Raw genomic sequence first — 15,657 nt, forward strand, 5'->3', positions numbered from 1 at the left:
ATGAAAGCAAAAGTTGTATGGGATAACGATCTCACTTTTACCGGTACCACAGATTCCGGTTACAAAACCGTGATGGACGGCAACGGACAGGCCATCTCTCCCATGGAATCCGTGCTGATTGCAGCCGGAAGTTGCTCCAGTATCGATGTGGTGGATATTTTGAAAAAAGGCCGGTTCGACATTTCCCATTGTGAATGTGAACTGGTAGCAGAGCGCGCAGAAAACCCGCCCAGAGTTTTCACTAAAATTGTTGCCTGTTATAAAGTAAAAGGCGAAGGTTTATCTGAAAAAGCCGTTGCCAGAGCCGTACAACTGTCAGCAGAAAAATACTGTTCAGTGATGTTAATGCTGGCAGGTAATGTAGAGATCGAAACCCGCTTCGAAATTCTGTGACCTGGATATTCTTTACCGTTGGCGCGGTAATCCTGCAAACATTCAGAAACGCCTTTCAAAGTAAACTCAGCCAGCACGTCAACACCTCAGGTGTGACGCTGGCCCGTTTTCTTTTTGCTCCGCCAATCGCCCTCGCCTATCTGATTACGCTTTATCAGTTTTATCCTGTGGGCATACCGGCATTTGACAACACTTTTATCGCCTATATTCTGGTGTCCGCAGTCATGCAAATTGTGGCCACATCCCTTATGGTGGTGTTGTTTAAGCAAAAAAATTTCGCTGTGGGTGCAGGACTGGCAAAAAGCGAGGCGCTGGTTGCCGCGGTTTTAGGCACGCTTTTCTTCGGTAGTCAGCTTACCTCTTTTGGCTGGCTGGGGATCATTATCGGGGCGGTTGCGGTATTTGTTCTCAGTGGTGCAACGCGCAAAGGCGAACTCAGCCTGAAAACCATACTGACCGGACTCGCCTGCGGAGGCAGTTTTGCACTGACCTCGCTGTTTATCCGCGAGGCGGCCAATCAGCTTTCTGTTCCCTTCCCGGTGAATACTGCCTGGGGACTGCTGTGGGTTCTGTGCATTCAGACACTGATCCTCTGTGTTTATATTTCTATAAAAGAGCCCTACGTGTTCCGGCAACTTCGCCGTCAGCCGGCACTGACGCTGGCTGCCAGTACCACCAGCTGTTTTGGTTCAGTTTGCTGGTTCAGTGCTATGACTATTCAGTATGTGGCCTATGTAAAAACACTGGGACAGATAGAAGTGCTGACCACCATGGTCATTTCGGCGGTGATGCTGAAAACACCGGTCAAAGGTCACGAAGTGACTGGCCTGGTGCTTATTGCTATAGCTGCAATATGTGTGATGTGGAGCTGACGACCGGCTTCATTCTTCCCTTTTTGAAGCCCTGATGTCAGTCCGCTCAGAAGCCTCTCAATTATTTTGCTTAACACTGATTTTAACACCAGTAATTAGTGGTTTTGACTAATACTTGTGTATCTCGCCAACTCCCCTCCTCTCACCAAAAACACTAACCTGTTGAAAATAATGAGAATTATACAATAGTTGTAGAGTGGCATGGTCAATGCTGTTACGGGGTATAACTTATAACAGTACTCACTACGGGCTTTGACCATGGAAACCAGAACACCTTTATTACTCGCAGCAACCTTTTCACTTGGCTTACTCAGCACGACCCTTGCCGGTTGCGGCAATGCCGGCGCCACGGATGAAGAAAAGGAAGAGGCCGTTATCATTACTATTCCTGTTGAGGCGACGACTATTCAGCGAGGTGAAATTTCGTCAAATTATGCAACCACCGCTATTTTAGAAGCGCAGGAAGAAGCGTTCGTTGTCGCCAGAGCATCCGGCATAATCGAACATATCCTGGTTGAAGAAGGTGACTATGTTGAAAAAGGTCAGATCCTGGCGCAACTTGATAAACGACGTTATGAACTGAACCTGCAAAAAGCCAGAGCTGACTTAGCCGGCATTGAGCAGGAACTGGCGAAAATGAATAAGGTGTATTCCCGCAAACTGATCAGTGACGATGCGTTTGAGAAGCTGACCGCTCAGTTTGAATCAGTACAGGCGAATGTTGAACTGGCCGAACTGGATCTGAAAGAAACCACCATCACCGCCCCTATCAGTGGCTATATTGCAGAGCGTAATGCCAAAGTCGGTAACCTGACTGAATCCTTCCAGCGCGAACGTATGTTTCATATTGTCCAGCAGAAATCCCTGCAAGGTATTGTCTATCTGCCCGAGAGTGAACTTTCTCAAATCCGCAATAATCAGCAGGCTACACTGACTATCCCCGCACTGAACCACCGCAAAATTACTGCCCGCGTAGCACGTATAAGCCCTGTCATTGATGCCACAACCGGCACATTTAAAGTGACTCTGAACGTACCCAATGATGAAGAAAGACTGAAAGCCGGTATGTTCAGTGAAGTTGCCCTGAATTATGACACTCACAGTGATACGCCGCTTCTGCCTCGCTCTGCACTGGTGAGTATTGATAACGAGAGCAATGTATTTGTTGTCCGTGACGGAAAAGCATTAAAAGTGCCTGTGACGCTGGGCTTTGAAGATGCCGGCATGGTGGAAATTATCAGCGGCCTCACCGGCAACGAAACCGTTGTCACCGTTGGCCACCAGAATCTTAAAGATCAAACCCCTGTAGACGTTGTTAACAGCTGATTTTACGCGCAAAGGAACTGACAATGAGTATTGTAAAATTAGCGGTTAAACGTCCGGTCGCCATCGCCATGTTTACTGCTGCCATTCTGCTTTTTGGTATGGTGTCACTGAGCAGACTGTCGGTGAATCTGTTACCTGAACTGTCCTACCCGACACTTACAATCCGCACTGACTACGAAGGTGCTGCGCCTGCGGAACTCGAACAACTGGTGAGTAAGCCGGTAGAGGAAGCGGTAGGTGTGGTAAAAGGCGTCAAAAGCGTTAAATCAATTTCCAGAGCTGGTCAGTCTGATGTGGTACTGCAGTTTGCCTGGGGTACTGACATGGACTTTGCCAGCCTGGAAGTACGGGAAAAGCTGGATATTCTGCAACTGCCTCTGGATGTGGACAAACCCCGGCTTTTAAAGTTTAACCCCTCTATGGATCCGGTGATGAAACTGGGCCTGTCGCTGACACTGGATGCCCTTTCAAGTGATCCCCGCCTGGCAGCGGAACAAATGAAGACACTGCGCTTATTTGCAGAAGAGCAGATAAAGCGCAAACTGGAGTCTGTTGAAGGTGTTGCCTCGGTGCGGCTGGGCGGCGGACTTGAAAACGAAATTCAGGTACTGGTTGATCCCCGGAAAGCCAGTCAGCTGGGTGTCAGTATGAGCACCATTATCACCCGCTTACAGGAAGAGAATGTCAATGCCGCAGGAGGCCGGCTGGATGACGGCACGCAGGCATTTTTGGTGCGCACACTCAACGAATTTGAATCCCTGAAAGATATCGAAAATGTGTATATCAGCCGGTTTGAAGGCAAAAATGTTCAGTTAAAAGACGTGGCCAGCGTCAGTAATCTGTACAAAGAAAGAGATGCTGTCACCCGTTTTAACGGCACGGAAGGCACAGAGATAGCCATCTATAAAGAAGGCGATGCGAACTCTGTGGATGTGGCTACACGGGTTCTGACCGAAATTGAAGCGTTGTCCGGAGCGCTGCCCGCACAATATCATCTTGAAACCATTTACAACCAGAGCACCTTTATTAAGCAGGCCATCGACGATGTTAAAACGTCAGCGATGATCGGCGGCTTGCTGGCAATGCTGGTGATTTACCTGTTTCTGCGGGATTTCCGCACTACGCTAATCATCTCGGTTTCCATTCCGGTTTCCGTCATAGCCACCTTTAATCTGATGTATGGTAATGACATCAGCCTGAATATCATGAGTTTAGGTGGTATTGCGCTGGCAGTAGGTCTGCTTGTGGATAACAGCATTGTAGTGCTGGAGAATATCGACAGACACCGCAAACTCACGAACGGTAACAAAGCCCTGGCGGCAGAGCGCGGTACAGAAGAAGTGACCGGTGCGATTATTGCCTCCACGCTCACCACGATGGCGGTGTTTGTGCCTCTGATATTTGTTGAAGGTATCGCCGGGCAGTTGTTCCGTGATCAGGCGATGACCGTGTCATTTGCCCTCGCGGCTTCTCTGGTCGTGGCTCTGACACTGATCCCTGCTCTTGCAGCACGCAGCCGCCGCACAGAACCTGCTCACACGGAGACTTTCAGCCAGCCCGTCGTGCCCTCATCAGCACATCCTGCCCTGCGCGGCCTTAAAGCAATTCTCACATTTCCGTTCCGGTTGCTGTTTATTTACTTACCTCAGGCATTATTCACTGTTATTTTTGCTCTGTGGAAGGCTTTATCAGTATGCTTTGGCGTGCTGTTCCGTCCGCTCACCGCACTGGTAGCAGCAGGCTTCAGTTTGCTGGAAAAAGGCTATGATAAAGCAATACGCGGTGCCCTCTCACAACGGGCCATTGTCCTTGTTATTGCCCTTGCCATTACTGCCAGTTCTGTACTGTTATTGCCACGCCTTGGAATGGAACTTATTCCGAAACTCACTCAGGGAGAGTTTTACGTCGAAGTCACCCTGCCGGCGGGTACCCGGGTTCAGCATACCGACGCCTTACTGGCCAGGCTGGCTGAGGTCACCAATGCCCGGGCCGGCGTGGAACGAAGCTATTCACTGGCCGGAACCGGCAGTTTACTCAGCGCAGCCCCGGGACAGGGAGGTGATCACTGGGGTCAGTTAAATGTTGTTATGAAGCCCGGAGCAGGCACTGATGACATGGAAGAAGTAAAAACAGCCATGCGGCAATTTCTGTCATCGCAGGCCGGCGTACAAAGTCAGTTTGGCGAACCTGAGTTATTCAGTTTTGCAGCCCCGTTGCAGATCCAGTTGCAGGGCTACGATTTAAACCAGTTACAACAATACAGCCGTGCGATTATGTCAAAGCTTGAACAAAACCGGCGCTTTACTGACATCACCACAACACTGCAGGCCGGTAATCCCGAGCTTAAAATAGCCTTTAATAATGCCGCTCTTGCCAGACTGGACCTGGACGCAAAGCAGGTTTCGGATGTTGTTGCAGCACAAGTTGGCGGTAAGGTGGCAACTCAATACTCTATGGATGACAGAAAGGTCGACATTCTGGTACGTAATCAGTTGCAACAACGGGATAATGTTAACGACGTCAGACAAATTATCGTCAATCCGGACAGTGATTTCCCTGTACCACTATCCGCTGTTGCTGATGTGTTTATGAGTACGGGACCGTCTGAGATTACCCGCGAAGACCAGCAACGTGTGGTGCTTATTAACGCTAACCTTGCATACGGCGATCTGGCTGAGGCCGTGGAAGAAGCGCAGGCAGTACTGGCATCAATCCGTTTCCCCCTGTCATTAAAAGCGGTAGTGGCCGGGCAGAGCGAGGATATGCAGGAAAGCTTTGCGTCACTGCAGTTTGCTTTAGCCCTTGCTGTTTTTATGGTCTATCTGGTCATGGCGTCTCAGTTTGAATCACTGTTACATCCCCTGCTTATTTTGTTTGCCGTGCCACTTGCCGGTGCAGGCTCTGTGTTCGGGCTCTGGCTCACTGACACACATATCTCTGTAGTGGTATTTATCGGTCTTATCATGTTGTGCGGGATTGTTGTGAATAATGCCATTGTGCTTATCGACCGCATTAATCAGCTCAGGGCTGCCGGCATGGAAAAAAATGCAGCGATTATCGATGCAGGGAAAAGCCGTCTACGCCCGATTGTGATGACAACCCTTACCACTATTCTCGGCCTGTTACCCATGGCAATTGGTTTCGGCGATGGTGCAGAAGTGCGTACGCCCATGGCGGTCACTGTGATATCAGGATTAACCTTTGCCACTCTGCTGACACTGGTACTTATCCCGGTACTGTACAGCTTATTTGATACGAAAGAATTTGCGGCACGTCCGGCACTTTCAGAGGAAGAAAACGGAGAACGCACTTATGGATAATCACGCTTCTGCCGGTGCTGCCCGTCTGGCACGGTTTGCTTTGACCCACCCGGTTACCGTTTGCATGTGCTTTTTGTCCATGTTGCTTTTCGGCGTTATGGCATCCCGGCTATTGCCCCTAGAGAAATTTCCCGGAATCGATATTCCTGAGATAGTGGTTGAAGTGCCATACCGTGACGCCACGCCATCTGAAGTTGAGCGCATGATAACTCGCCCAGTAGAAGAAGTACTCGCTACCATGTCAGGAATCAAACGCCTGCAGGCCACATCCATGGAAGACCGGGCGCAAATTTTCATCGAGTTTGACTGGGATGAAAATATCAAAGCCAAGAGTATTGAGGCCAGGGAAAAAATCGACGCTATCCGCCACGAATTACCGGATGATGTTGAACGGGTACTGGTTTACAAATTCAATACCAACGACATGCCGGTATTTCAGTTAAGGGTATCCAGTGCACGGGATTTAAGTAACGCTTATGACTTACTGGAAAGAAACCTTAAGCGCCCGCTGGAACGGGTACCGGGCGTCTCGAAAGTGGAACTTTACGGCGTGTTGAAAAAGCAGATTGTCATCCGCTTAGATCCGCAACAACTCAGTGCACTTAAAATCGATACAGCCAAACTGAGTCAGCGGCTGAGACAAGCTAATTTTTCAGCGTCGGCGGGAGCACTTGGTACTGAAAATAAAATAATCATCAATCCGGCCGGAGAATTCACTGATATTACCGACTTTGAAAATCTGATTGTAAGACCTGGGATCCGGCTGAAAGACATTGCTAGCGTAAGCTGGGAAAGTCCGGAACGCAATGAAGGCCGTCATCTGGACCGGACTTACGCGGTTGGCTTCAATGTATTTCGTGAATCAGGCAGTAATCTGGTTGAAGTAGCAGACAAAGTCATGGCGGTAATTAAAAAAGCAGAGTCAGACCCTGAGTTTAACGGAATCAACCTTTTTGTGATGGATGACACCGCAAAAAGTGTCAGTTCGTCGCTGGGCGATCTGATAATGGCAGGTTTACTGGGGGCGCTGTTGTCTGTGGCTGTGCTTTATGTATTTTTACGACAATTATCCACCACTTTCATTGTTGTCCTCTCGGTGCCCTTCTCTATCTGTATTACCCTTGGCGTCATGTACCTGATGGGCTATTCCCTGAATATCCTGTCCCTGATGGGCCTGATGCTGGCGGTAGGCATGCTGGTGGATAACGCGGTGGTTGTCACAGAAAGTATTTTTCAGGCCCGTCAGAGTGACAGCAACGCGGTGCGGGCCACACAGACTGGCATCAATAAAGTAAGCCTTGCGGTTATAGCCGGCACGGCCACGACAGCTATCGTGTTTCTGCCTAACATTGTGGGCGTCAAAATTGATATCACGGTATTTCTGGAGCACGTGGCCATTGCCATCTGTATTTCACTGTTTGCCTCTTTGCTGCTGTCGCAGACGTTGATCCCCTTGCTGGTTTCAAAAGTGAAAGTACCGGTGGAAAAGAAGTTAATCCAACCCGGCTATATTACCCGCTACGGACGGTTGCTTAACTGGTCACTGGCACATCAGAAAACAACCGGTTTTCTGGCGTTACTGATATTACTCAGCGCAGCCATACCACTGAGCCAGATCAGCGGAGATGATGAAGGGAATAATGATAATGAGCGTATCTGGCTTGAATACCACATCACGCAAAATTACAGCCTTGAAGAGGTGGAATCTACCGTTAATAAAATGGAAGCATTTCTGTATGAAAATCAGCAGGCTTTTCATATTAAACAGGTTTATACCTATTTCGAAGCCGGTCATGCGGTATCAGGGATCACATTGAATGATGAACTACCTGTACCGGTATCAGAAATTAAAGAGGCTATCCGCGAAAAAATGCCACAATTTGCCAGAGCCCGTCCTTCGTTCCAGTGGGACAGCGGCAACGGTGGCGGTGTCCGTCTGACATTACTGGGAGAGTCTTCTACCCGCCTTCGGGAACTCGCTGATGCACTCGTGCCGGTTCTGGCCAGCATCGACGGACTGGAGGACGTAAAAGCCGACGTGGGCAGTGAAAAACAGGAATTTCAGATCACTATTGATCGTGAAAAGGCCTGGCGGGCCGGAGTCAAGCCTGACGACATTGCCGGCCTGGTAGGCACTGCGCTGCGGGGCATAAATCTGCGCACGTTCCGCTACGGTGATTCCGGCGAAACCGGTGTGAGACTGCTGTATGGCGAAACGGAACAGGCATCACTGCAAACCCTCAAAAGTCTGGTTGTGAGTCATGTTGATAACCGCCCTGTTACCTTAGATATGATTGCCGGTATTACGGTAAAACCTCAGTTGTCCGAAATTCGCCGGTTCTACCGCCAGACCGCACTGTCTGTGGGAGCTAACCTTGCTGAAGATGTGACCGTGGAGCAGGCAAGAGAACGGATAGAAAATGCCATGGCGTATGTTGCTTTACCAGAAGGCTACCAGTGGACTCTGGATGGCAGTTTCCGCCGGCAGGATGAAGCATTCGCGGTCATGCAGATGAACATGTTGCTGGCTGTCTGTATGATTTATATCGTCATGGCTGCTCTGTTTGAATCACTGTTATTGCCTGCCGCAGTGATCACATCACTCTTATTCTCGTTCACCGGCGTATTCTGGGCGTTTTTTGTGACCGGTACGTCGATGTCGGTAATGGGCATGATAGGCATGCTGATCCTGATGGGTATAGTGGTCAACAATGGCATTGTACTGGTCGACAGGATCAATCAGCTTGTAAATGAAAATGTCCCGTTGTTCCGTGCAGTAACAGAAGGGTGTATGTCACGCATCAGGCCGGTGCTTATGACCGTGGCAACAACCGTACTGGGGTTGGTGCCTCTGGCTGCAGGCAGTACAAAAATAGGCGGAGACGGGCCGGCATATTCACCTATGGCCATTGCGATAATCGGAGGACTGCTATTCTCAACACTGACCAGCCTGGTACTGGTACCTATGGCTTACGTGGCGTTACTGAGATTGCGGTTTAACGTGGTAAAAATGATGACGAAAAGCAGGGAATCAGTGAATCGTCGTTTTCAGGCGGGAAGAGAATAACGGTAGCCATTGATCAGGGTGGGAGCATCCATAATTGCTATGGCGTCCACCCTGCTCTTTAGCCAACCCACGCTTAGCTGCGTGAAGTCAGGAATTCATGTACGTCTGATGCTTCACGTTGTACAGAGAAGTCAACCAGAGTAGAACCGTTGCAAGTCAAACCGTCTTCAGCAGTCAGCATACGCAGAACTTCACGCTCAGTAGCAGCGATACGACCAACGTTACGGCTCAGGTTAACACGCAGTGCACGTACATCGTCAGTAGCAACAGCTTTACAGAAACCGGCGAATTGAGTGTCACCGATAAAACGGTATTCTTTATCAGCAGCAAAAGCAGGTGCAGAAACAGCAGCAACGCTCAGTACAGCAGCAAGAGTTTTAGTGATAGCTTTCATAATTCATTTCCTCAAAGTTTGGCGAACTTATTGTTTTTGTCTTCAGAACCCTGTGCCCTGTCGACGTATATATTTATCCTACAAAATCCGCGTAAATGCTGTTGTATTATTGTTTCAGGTGGGTAACAGTTTGGTAAAAGGCAATGAATCAGCTTTGTTACATTTGCAAACCATTGTTTTTATATGATTATTCCTGAAAGCATATTTCAAAATAGAATAACAAATAAGAATATAATGAGATATAAGTCTAAAAATTGAGCTTAGAACAGCGAAATTTAAAGCACTTTTTCTGAAAGTTTAACAAAATTTCACATGTAAAAGACGATTTCCCGGACCAAAAAAGTCTAAATTCTGTAATTAAATTACATTTCAACCCCTACTTTTGACTACATACGCCAGCAGAAATGCTCATTATTTACGCATAAAAATGTATAAAGCCGGCACTAAAAATACAGTAGCAACATGTGCTTTTAAAAAAATACTCATCATAAGATGAGCCAAAAGCATGCAACGGATCACGAAGAAACCATTCATTTAATAGTGAATACCGGAATAACTTCCTCCCCTATCACCATAAAATGATGATAAAGATAACAAAATACTCTTAACAGACACCCAGCCGATGCGATACTCTGTCAGCCCTTTTACGCTGATAGATTAGAAGACCTGATGAAACCTGTAGAACGCTCTCACAAACTGGATAATGTATGTTACGACATCCGGGGTCCTATTGCGGCGCAAGCACGCAAGATGGAAGATGAGGGACATCGAATTCTGAAACTGAATATCGGGAATCCGGCGCCTTTCGGCTTTGAAGCGCCTGACGATATTCTGAAAGATGTTATTTATAATCTGCCCACTTCCCAGGGGTATTCAGAATCTGCAGGTATCTATGCGGCCCGTGTTGCCGTGATGCAGTACTACCAGCAAATGAACATTCCGGACATCCGCATTAATGACATCTTTATTGGCAATGGCGTCAGTGAAATGATCATGATGGCAATGCAGGCATTACTGAATACCGGCGACGAAGTGTTGATTCCAAGTCCTGATTATCCATTGTGGACAGCCGCAGTAAGCCTGTCTTCAGGAACACCTGTGCATTATCGTTGTGACGAAGAGGCAGACTGGTTTCCGGATATTGACGATATTAAAAGTAAAATCACCAGCCGAACACGGGCAATCGTCTTAATTAATCCGAACAATCCTACCGGTGCGGTTTACGACAAAACCTTATTGCAACAGGTGGTTGATGTAGCCAAAGAACACGGCCTCGTTATTTTCTCTGATGAGATCTATGACAAAATTCTCTACGACGGTCACAAGCATACCTGCATTGCTTCCCTGACTGATGAAGTGTTCTGTGTAACGCTGGGCGGTTTGTCTAAAAATTACCGTGTGGCAGGTTTCCGTGCCGGCTGGCTGGTAGTCAGCGGTAACAAGCGTATTGCTAAAGACTATATAGAAGGGATCAACATGCTTGCATCCATGCGGATGTGTGCCAATGTGCCTTGCCAGAGCGCGATTCAGACAGCGCTGGGTGGATATCAGAGCATTAACGATCTGGTTCACGATGGTGGTCGCCTCAAAATCCAGCGGGATGTGGCTGCAGATATGCTGAATAGTATTCCCGGCATCCACTGTGTAAAACCTAAAGGCGCAATGTATTGCTTCGCCCGGGTCGACGCGAAAAAATTCAATATCACCAATGACGAGCAGATGATTTTTGATTTGCTGAGTGAAGAGAAAATTCTTCTTGTCCACGGCCGGGCATTTAACCTTCAGGAAGGCTGTTATTTCAGACTGGTATTTTTACCCCATGCTGACATCCTTAAACCTGCACTTACCCGCATCGGTTCGTTCTTCAAACATTACCGTCAGCACGGACCGGAAGTAATCTAATGTCAAAGCAAAGCACGTTTTTAGCCTGGATCCTGCGTATGCCCCTGATCAAACGCTGGTCTCTGATGCATACCGTCAAAAGGGAAAATATTGCTGAGCATTCCCATCAGGTTGCGGTCATTGCTCACCTGCTTGCAGTCATCCGTAAAGAACATTTTGGCGGTACGCTCAGCCCTGAACGTGCCGCGACTATTGCGCTTTACCATGAGGTTTCTGAAACGAAACTGTCAGATATTAATCATGTCACCAAATACCATAATCCCCGCATCACACGGGAATTTAAGAAATTAGAAGACGCTTCTGAAAAAGAATGTGTCGCTTCTTTGCCTCTGGCATTACAAAAGCATTTCTCAGATTTGGTGGTACAGGCCAGTGTGGATCCTGAATATAAAACGCTGGTGAAAGCCGCCGATCTTATCTCCGCCTGGTTAAAAGCCTGCGATGAAATTGCTTTCGGTAACCGCGAGTTTATTCCCGTCCGTGACCGCCTCGACGGCATGCTTGCCCATTTTAAAGAAAAGCTGCCGGAAGTCCGTTATCTGTTCGACACCTTCACAGACAATTGTCTGGTAAGCGTTGATGAACTGTCACAACAGGATATCTGACTCCCTCAGCCCTTTGTAATTCAAGGGTTTGATGCTATGTTGAACACTGAATCAACACGCATAAATGTGAGAGAGTAACTGCAGTATGCCGGATTTTTCGTCAAAGTGGTGTGAGAGACGTTTGCCACGCAGTCAATCCCGGGACGGTGATCACAGAAACCCGTGGCAACGGGACAAAGCCAGAGTGCTGCATTCCGCCGCTTTCAGGCGGTTACAGTCGAAAACACAGGTGCTAGGGGCCGGACTCAGTGACTTTTACCGCACCCGTCTTACCCATTCACTGGAAGCCGCTCAAATCGGCACCGGCATTACCGCTCAGTTACAGGGCAAGTTTCCCGGCGAAACCCGCGAGTTGCATCTCGACAGCAGCCTGATTGAAACCCTCTGTCTGGCTCATGACATCGGTCACCCTCCTTTCGGGCATGGTGGTGAAATTGCACTAAATTATATGATGCATGATCACGGCGGCTTTGAAGGAAACGGACAGACCTTCCGCATTATATGCCAGCTGGAACCCTATACTGAAGAGCACGGCATGAACCTTTGCCGCCGCAGTATTCTGGGACTGGTAAAATACCCCAATTTTATCGACACCCTTACAAACCCAGCCTGTCTCGGTACCCGGCCGGGTTCATTGAGGCAGCTTCAGGCCTCGCACTGGCACCCTCCCAAAGGGCTTTACCGTTGTGATGAAGCATTGTTTGACTGGCTGCTCGACCCTCTGGGCGATGACGAAAAAGACCGGTTCATGGCATATGAGCACAATGAAGACAGACACGGGAAAACCCGTTACAAATCTTTTGATTGTTCCATTATGGAACTGGCCGATGATATCGCATACGGGATCCATGATCTCGAAGATGCCATCGTGATGAAAATGGTCTCGGTCAGCGCCTTTACTGAAGCCGTAACCAAACCTCTTGCAGAAATGGATGTCCCGTGGCTGTCTGCAGAGATCACATCACTCACAAAACGCTTGTTCAGTGAGCGTCATCACGAACGGAAAAATGCCATCGGTGCACTGGTAAATAGCTTTATTACCGCGATTGTCATTGAAGAAAATCCTGTATTCAGCCATCCCCTGCTCCGGTATCAGGCCGTTATGCCCAAGCGGCACTTCAACGCCCTGGCTTTATTTAAGGATTTTGTATTTCAGAAGGTCATCAGGAAAACCGAAGTTCAGTTACTGGAGTACAAAGGTCAGCAAACAGTGATGGAACTTTTTGAAGCATTCAGTTCAGAACCGGAACGGCTGTTACCGGATAATACACGCAGCCGCTGGCTGAAAGCGCAGGAACAGGATAACGGTCACAGAGTCATTTCTGATTACATATCAGGCATGACAGATGAATTTGCCGCAAGGCTGTATGCCAGTTTGTTTTTACCCAAACAAACTGCACAATTCGACGGCTTCAGTTGAAATCCCGTAATTGCAGCAGCTTATAACCTGTAAATGAACAATATTTAATTGAAATAAAATCACTGTGACACCGGTCTTACAGATGTGTTTTTATAAAAAGGGTAGTTATGGCTCACCGCTTCAAACCATCTCAGACATTCAAAGATTGTGACGTTACTGATGAATCTGTTTACCGCGACCGCCGCAATGTGATCAAATCATTAGGCTTTGCCGGGCTGGGTGCGCTCATGTCGCAGCCTGCATCAGCCTTTGGCTGGTTTACTGATGATGAAGAGAAAAAAGATACGTTCCGGACACGGCCTCTCGATTTTTCCGTGAATGATAACTTTAAACCTGATGAGGCGCTCACACCGGAAGCAAAAGTAACGTCCTACAATAATTTTTACGAATTCGGCACAGACAAAAGCGATCCTGTAAATAACGCGCAGCAATTCATCACCGAACCCTGGACGTTGAAAGTAGATGGTCTGGTCGAAAAGCCTCTTACTCTCAATTACGATGATTTATTTACCCGGCTTGCGCTTGAAGAGAGAATTTACCGTTTACGCTGTGTCGAAGCCTGGTCGATGGTAATTCCCTGGACGGGATTTCAGCTAAGTCACTTGCTTGCAGAGGCGAAACCATTATCGTCGGCTAAATATGTAGCGTTCAAAACACTTTATGCTCCTGAGCAGATGCCCGGCCAGCGAAGCCGCTTCACCGGAGGCGGCATTGACTACCCGTACGTAGAAGGCTTGCGTATTGACGAGGCGACGCACCCGTTAACTATGCTGGCAACCGGTGTCTATGGTAAAAGCCTGCCTCCACAAAACGGCGCGCCGGTAAGACTTGTCGTGCCCTGGAAGTACGGGTTCAAAAGTATCAAATCCATCGTCAGTATCACGTTAACAGACAAAGAGCCGCCAACAACCTGGAAACGTCTGGCCCACCGGGAATACGGCTTCTATGCGAATGTAAACCCGGCGGTTGATCATCCCAGGTGGAGTCAGGCTTCTGAAAGACGGATCACCAGTGGTGGTTTGTTTAATCAGAACCGCATCCCTACCCGCCCGTTTAACGGATACGAAGAAGTTCCATCACTGTATGCAGGTATGGATTTATCTAAGTTTTATTAGGTTTCAATGAAGAAAACGTTGTTTTCACGCCCTGTCAGGCTGACATCATTTCAGATCAACAGTATTAAGTTTGTGATCCATGGCCTGGCATCGGGTTACCTGGCGTTGTTATTTTATGCCGGCATCAATGATCAGCTGGGTGCCGATCCGGTAAAAGCGCTACTCCATTCCAGCGGGATTATGGCGGTGAACCTGTTACTTTTTACCCTCGCGTTGTCACAGATGGCAAGGCGTATGCCCTGCGCTGATATCATTAAACTCAGAAGAATGGCAGGGGTTTATGTGTTTGTATACGCACTGGCGCATTTTCTTACCTGGCTGGCGTTTGAACTGCAGTTTGCCTGGCAGATGGCCGGCGCAGAGATCGTTGAAAGGCCTTACATACTTGTTGGTTTCGCCGCCTTATTGATCCTGCTTGCACTGACGGTCACGTCTCCATTGTTCATCAGGAAAAAAATGAGACGGCGCTGGCAACCCCTTCACAACACCGTATGGGTGGCATTGTTTCTGGCCATTTTGCATTACACCTGGTCACTTAAAACAGGCTGGCAGGAACCGGTATTTTACTGGCTTGTTGCCGGTATATTGTTTAGTTTACGCTATGTCAGGTAGACAGTTACTGGCGGGATGAAAGAAAAGCTGAGAATAACATACCCTGTATTTAGTAAAATACCGGCGAAAGCATAGTATCGCCGGCACAAGATTCTTTGAGAATTACTCAGGACGAACCGCAGTCACTTCAATCTCTACCAGATAGTTAGGGTTCGCCAGACCGGCAACCTGTAAAGCTGACCGTGAAGGCAAGTTAGGCTGTTCATCTGTTCCGAAAAACTGAGTATAGCCTCGCATAAAGCCGGCAAAGTCCATTTTCCCGTCCATTTCAGGATCCCCGACCAGAAATGCCTGCATCTTGATGACATCGCCCATAGTGAGCCCCAGACTTTTCAAGTTTTCGTCGATACGTTTCATGACGCTCACGGTTTGCATTTCTGTATCACCGTAGGCCTCCCTGCTGCCTTCCGGTGCGTCAGGGTTGCTTACGCCGGGTACAGACCCGCTTAAAAATACAATGGTACTGGTTGCCGGCACTTCAGAGGCGCGCAGTATGGGGAAATCTGAACCAATTAAACCGTGACGTATAACAGTTTCTTTCGGGGTGGAGGTTGCTTCTGCTTCACTGCAACCTGTATTTGCAAGTACAGCACTCAGTAGTAACGGGGCAACTAATAACTTTTTCATTTAC

General features: G+C 48.2%; 12 protein-coding genes. 10 read left to right on the plus strand and 2 right to left on the minus strand.

The genetic code is table 11. The features are described from left to right. From ACXAG2_RS00845 to ACXAG2_RS00865, 5 genes are all read left to right on the plus strand, one after another. Entirely contained in the window at positions 1-393 is a 393-nt protein-coding gene (locus tag ACXAG2_RS00845) for an OsmC family protein (RefSeq protein ID WP_474844296.1), read from the plus strand. Further along, a complete protein-coding gene (locus ACXAG2_RS00850; protein ID WP_474863886.1) occupies positions 390-1,265 on the plus strand; it encodes an EamA family transporter in 876 nt (291 codons plus the stop codon). The genes ACXAG2_RS00845 and ACXAG2_RS00850 overlap by 4 nt, the downstream gene beginning before the upstream one ends. A gap of 252 nt (positions 1,266-1,517) precedes the next feature. Further along, positions 1,518-2,591 carry an efflux RND transporter periplasmic adaptor subunit gene (locus ACXAG2_RS00855; RefSeq protein WP_474863888.1) on the plus strand — a complete coding sequence of 358 codons (1,074 nt, stop codon included), beginning with the start codon at positions 1,518-1,520 and terminating at the stop codon, positions 2,589-2,591. Between the two features lie 23 nt (positions 2,592-2,614). Next, positions 2,615-5,911: an efflux RND transporter permease subunit gene (locus ACXAG2_RS00860; RefSeq protein WP_474863890.1), complete on the plus strand. Its 3,297-nt coding sequence runs from the start codon at positions 2,615-2,617 to the stop codon at positions 5,909-5,911. Then, on the plus strand, positions 5,904-8,978 hold the full coding sequence (locus ACXAG2_RS00865) for an efflux RND transporter permease subunit (protein WP_474863891.1): 3,075 nt from the start codon (positions 5,904-5,906) through the stop codon (positions 8,976-8,978). Before ACXAG2_RS00860 ends, ACXAG2_RS00865 begins: the two co-directional genes overlap by 8 nt. A 73-nt stretch (positions 8,979-9,051) precedes the next feature. On the opposite strand, the gene ACXAG2_RS00870 is transcribed toward ACXAG2_RS00865, so the two are convergent. Then, complete coding sequence (locus tag ACXAG2_RS00870) at positions 9,052-9,372, minus strand: hypothetical protein (protein ID WP_349586916.1); 321 nt, start codon at positions 9,370-9,372, stop codon at positions 9,052-9,054. Between the two features lie 669 nt (positions 9,373-10,041). Here ACXAG2_RS00870 and ACXAG2_RS00875 point away from each other — a divergent pair. From ACXAG2_RS00875 to ACXAG2_RS00895, 5 genes are all read left to right on the plus strand, one after another. Beyond that, a complete protein-coding gene (locus tag ACXAG2_RS00875; RefSeq protein ID WP_474863892.1) occupies positions 10,042-11,274 on the plus strand; it encodes a pyridoxal phosphate-dependent aminotransferase in 1,233 nt (410 codons plus the stop codon). Continuing rightward, the gene (gene yfbR / locus ACXAG2_RS00880) at positions 11,274-11,879 is read left to right on the plus strand and encodes a 5'-deoxynucleotidase (RefSeq protein ID WP_474863894.1); all 606 of its coding nucleotides are present in this window, start codon (positions 11,274-11,276) and stop codon (positions 11,877-11,879) included. Before ACXAG2_RS00875 ends, yfbR begins: the two co-directional genes overlap by 1 nt. An 85-nt stretch (positions 11,880-11,964) precedes the next feature. Next, positions 11,965-13,299, plus strand: a complete 1,335-nt coding sequence (locus tag ACXAG2_RS00885; protein WP_474863896.1) for an anti-phage deoxyguanosine triphosphatase — start codon at positions 11,965-11,967, stop codon at positions 13,297-13,299. A 107-nt stretch (positions 13,300-13,406) separates the two neighbouring features. Continuing rightward, positions 13,407-14,414 carry a protein-methionine-sulfoxide reductase catalytic subunit MsrP gene (gene msrP, locus ACXAG2_RS00890; protein ID WP_474863898.1) on the plus strand — a complete coding sequence of 336 codons (1,008 nt, stop codon included), beginning with the start codon at positions 13,407-13,409 and terminating at the stop codon, positions 14,412-14,414. A 6-nt stretch (positions 14,415-14,420) separates the two neighbouring features. Then, positions 14,421-15,026 carry a protein-methionine-sulfoxide reductase heme-binding subunit MsrQ gene (locus ACXAG2_RS00895; protein ID WP_474863900.1) on the plus strand — a complete coding sequence of 202 codons (606 nt, stop codon included), beginning with the start codon at positions 14,421-14,423 and terminating at the stop codon, positions 15,024-15,026. A 102-nt stretch (positions 15,027-15,128) separates the two neighbouring features. Here the strand turns inward: ACXAG2_RS00895 and ACXAG2_RS00900 are convergent, their stop codons facing one another. Continuing rightward, entirely contained in the window at positions 15,129-15,653 is a 525-nt protein-coding gene (locus ACXAG2_RS00900; protein WP_349586931.1) for a RidA family protein, read from the minus strand. Between the last annotated feature and the right edge of the window lie 4 nt (positions 15,654-15,657).

This window comes from Alteromonas sp. ABH4_456, from assembly GCF_056160645.1.

What these genes read in the sequence shown, in the direction of transcription:
- msrP (WP_474863898.1), top strand. Translation starts at nt 13,407, where the DNA reads ATGGCTCACCGCTTCAAACCATCTCAGACATTCAAAGATTGTGACGTT.
- ACXAG2_RS00885 (WP_474863896.1), top strand. Translation starts at nt 11,965, where the DNA reads ATGCCGGATTTTTCGTCAAAGTGGTGTGAGAGACGTTTGCCACGCAGT.
- ACXAG2_RS00895 (WP_474863900.1), top strand. Translation starts at nt 14,421, where the DNA reads ATGAAGAAAACGTTGTTTTCACGCCCTGTCAGGCTGACATCATTTCAG.
- ACXAG2_RS00865 (WP_474863891.1), top strand. Translation starts at nt 5,904, where the DNA reads ATGGATAATCACGCTTCTGCCGGTGCTGCCCGTCTGGCACGGTTTGCT.
- ACXAG2_RS00845 (WP_474844296.1), top strand. Translation starts at nt 1, where the DNA reads ATGAAAGCAAAAGTTGTATGGGATAACGATCTCACTTTTACCGGTACC.
- ACXAG2_RS00860 (WP_474863890.1), top strand. Translation starts at nt 2,615, where the DNA reads ATGAGTATTGTAAAATTAGCGGTTAAACGTCCGGTCGCCATCGCCATG.
- ACXAG2_RS00900 (WP_349586931.1), bottom strand. Translation starts at nt 15,653, where the DNA reads ATGAAAAAGTTATTAGTTGCCCCGTTACTACTGAGTGCTGTACTTGCA.
- yfbR (WP_474863894.1), top strand. Translation starts at nt 11,274, where the DNA reads ATGTCAAAGCAAAGCACGTTTTTAGCCTGGATCCTGCGTATGCCCCTG.
- ACXAG2_RS00870 (WP_349586916.1), bottom strand. Translation starts at nt 9,372, where the DNA reads ATGAAAGCTATCACTAAAACTCTTGCTGCTGTACTGAGCGTTGCTGCT.
- ACXAG2_RS00875 (WP_474863892.1), top strand. Translation starts at nt 10,042, where the DNA reads ATGAAACCTGTAGAACGCTCTCACAAACTGGATAATGTATGTTACGAC.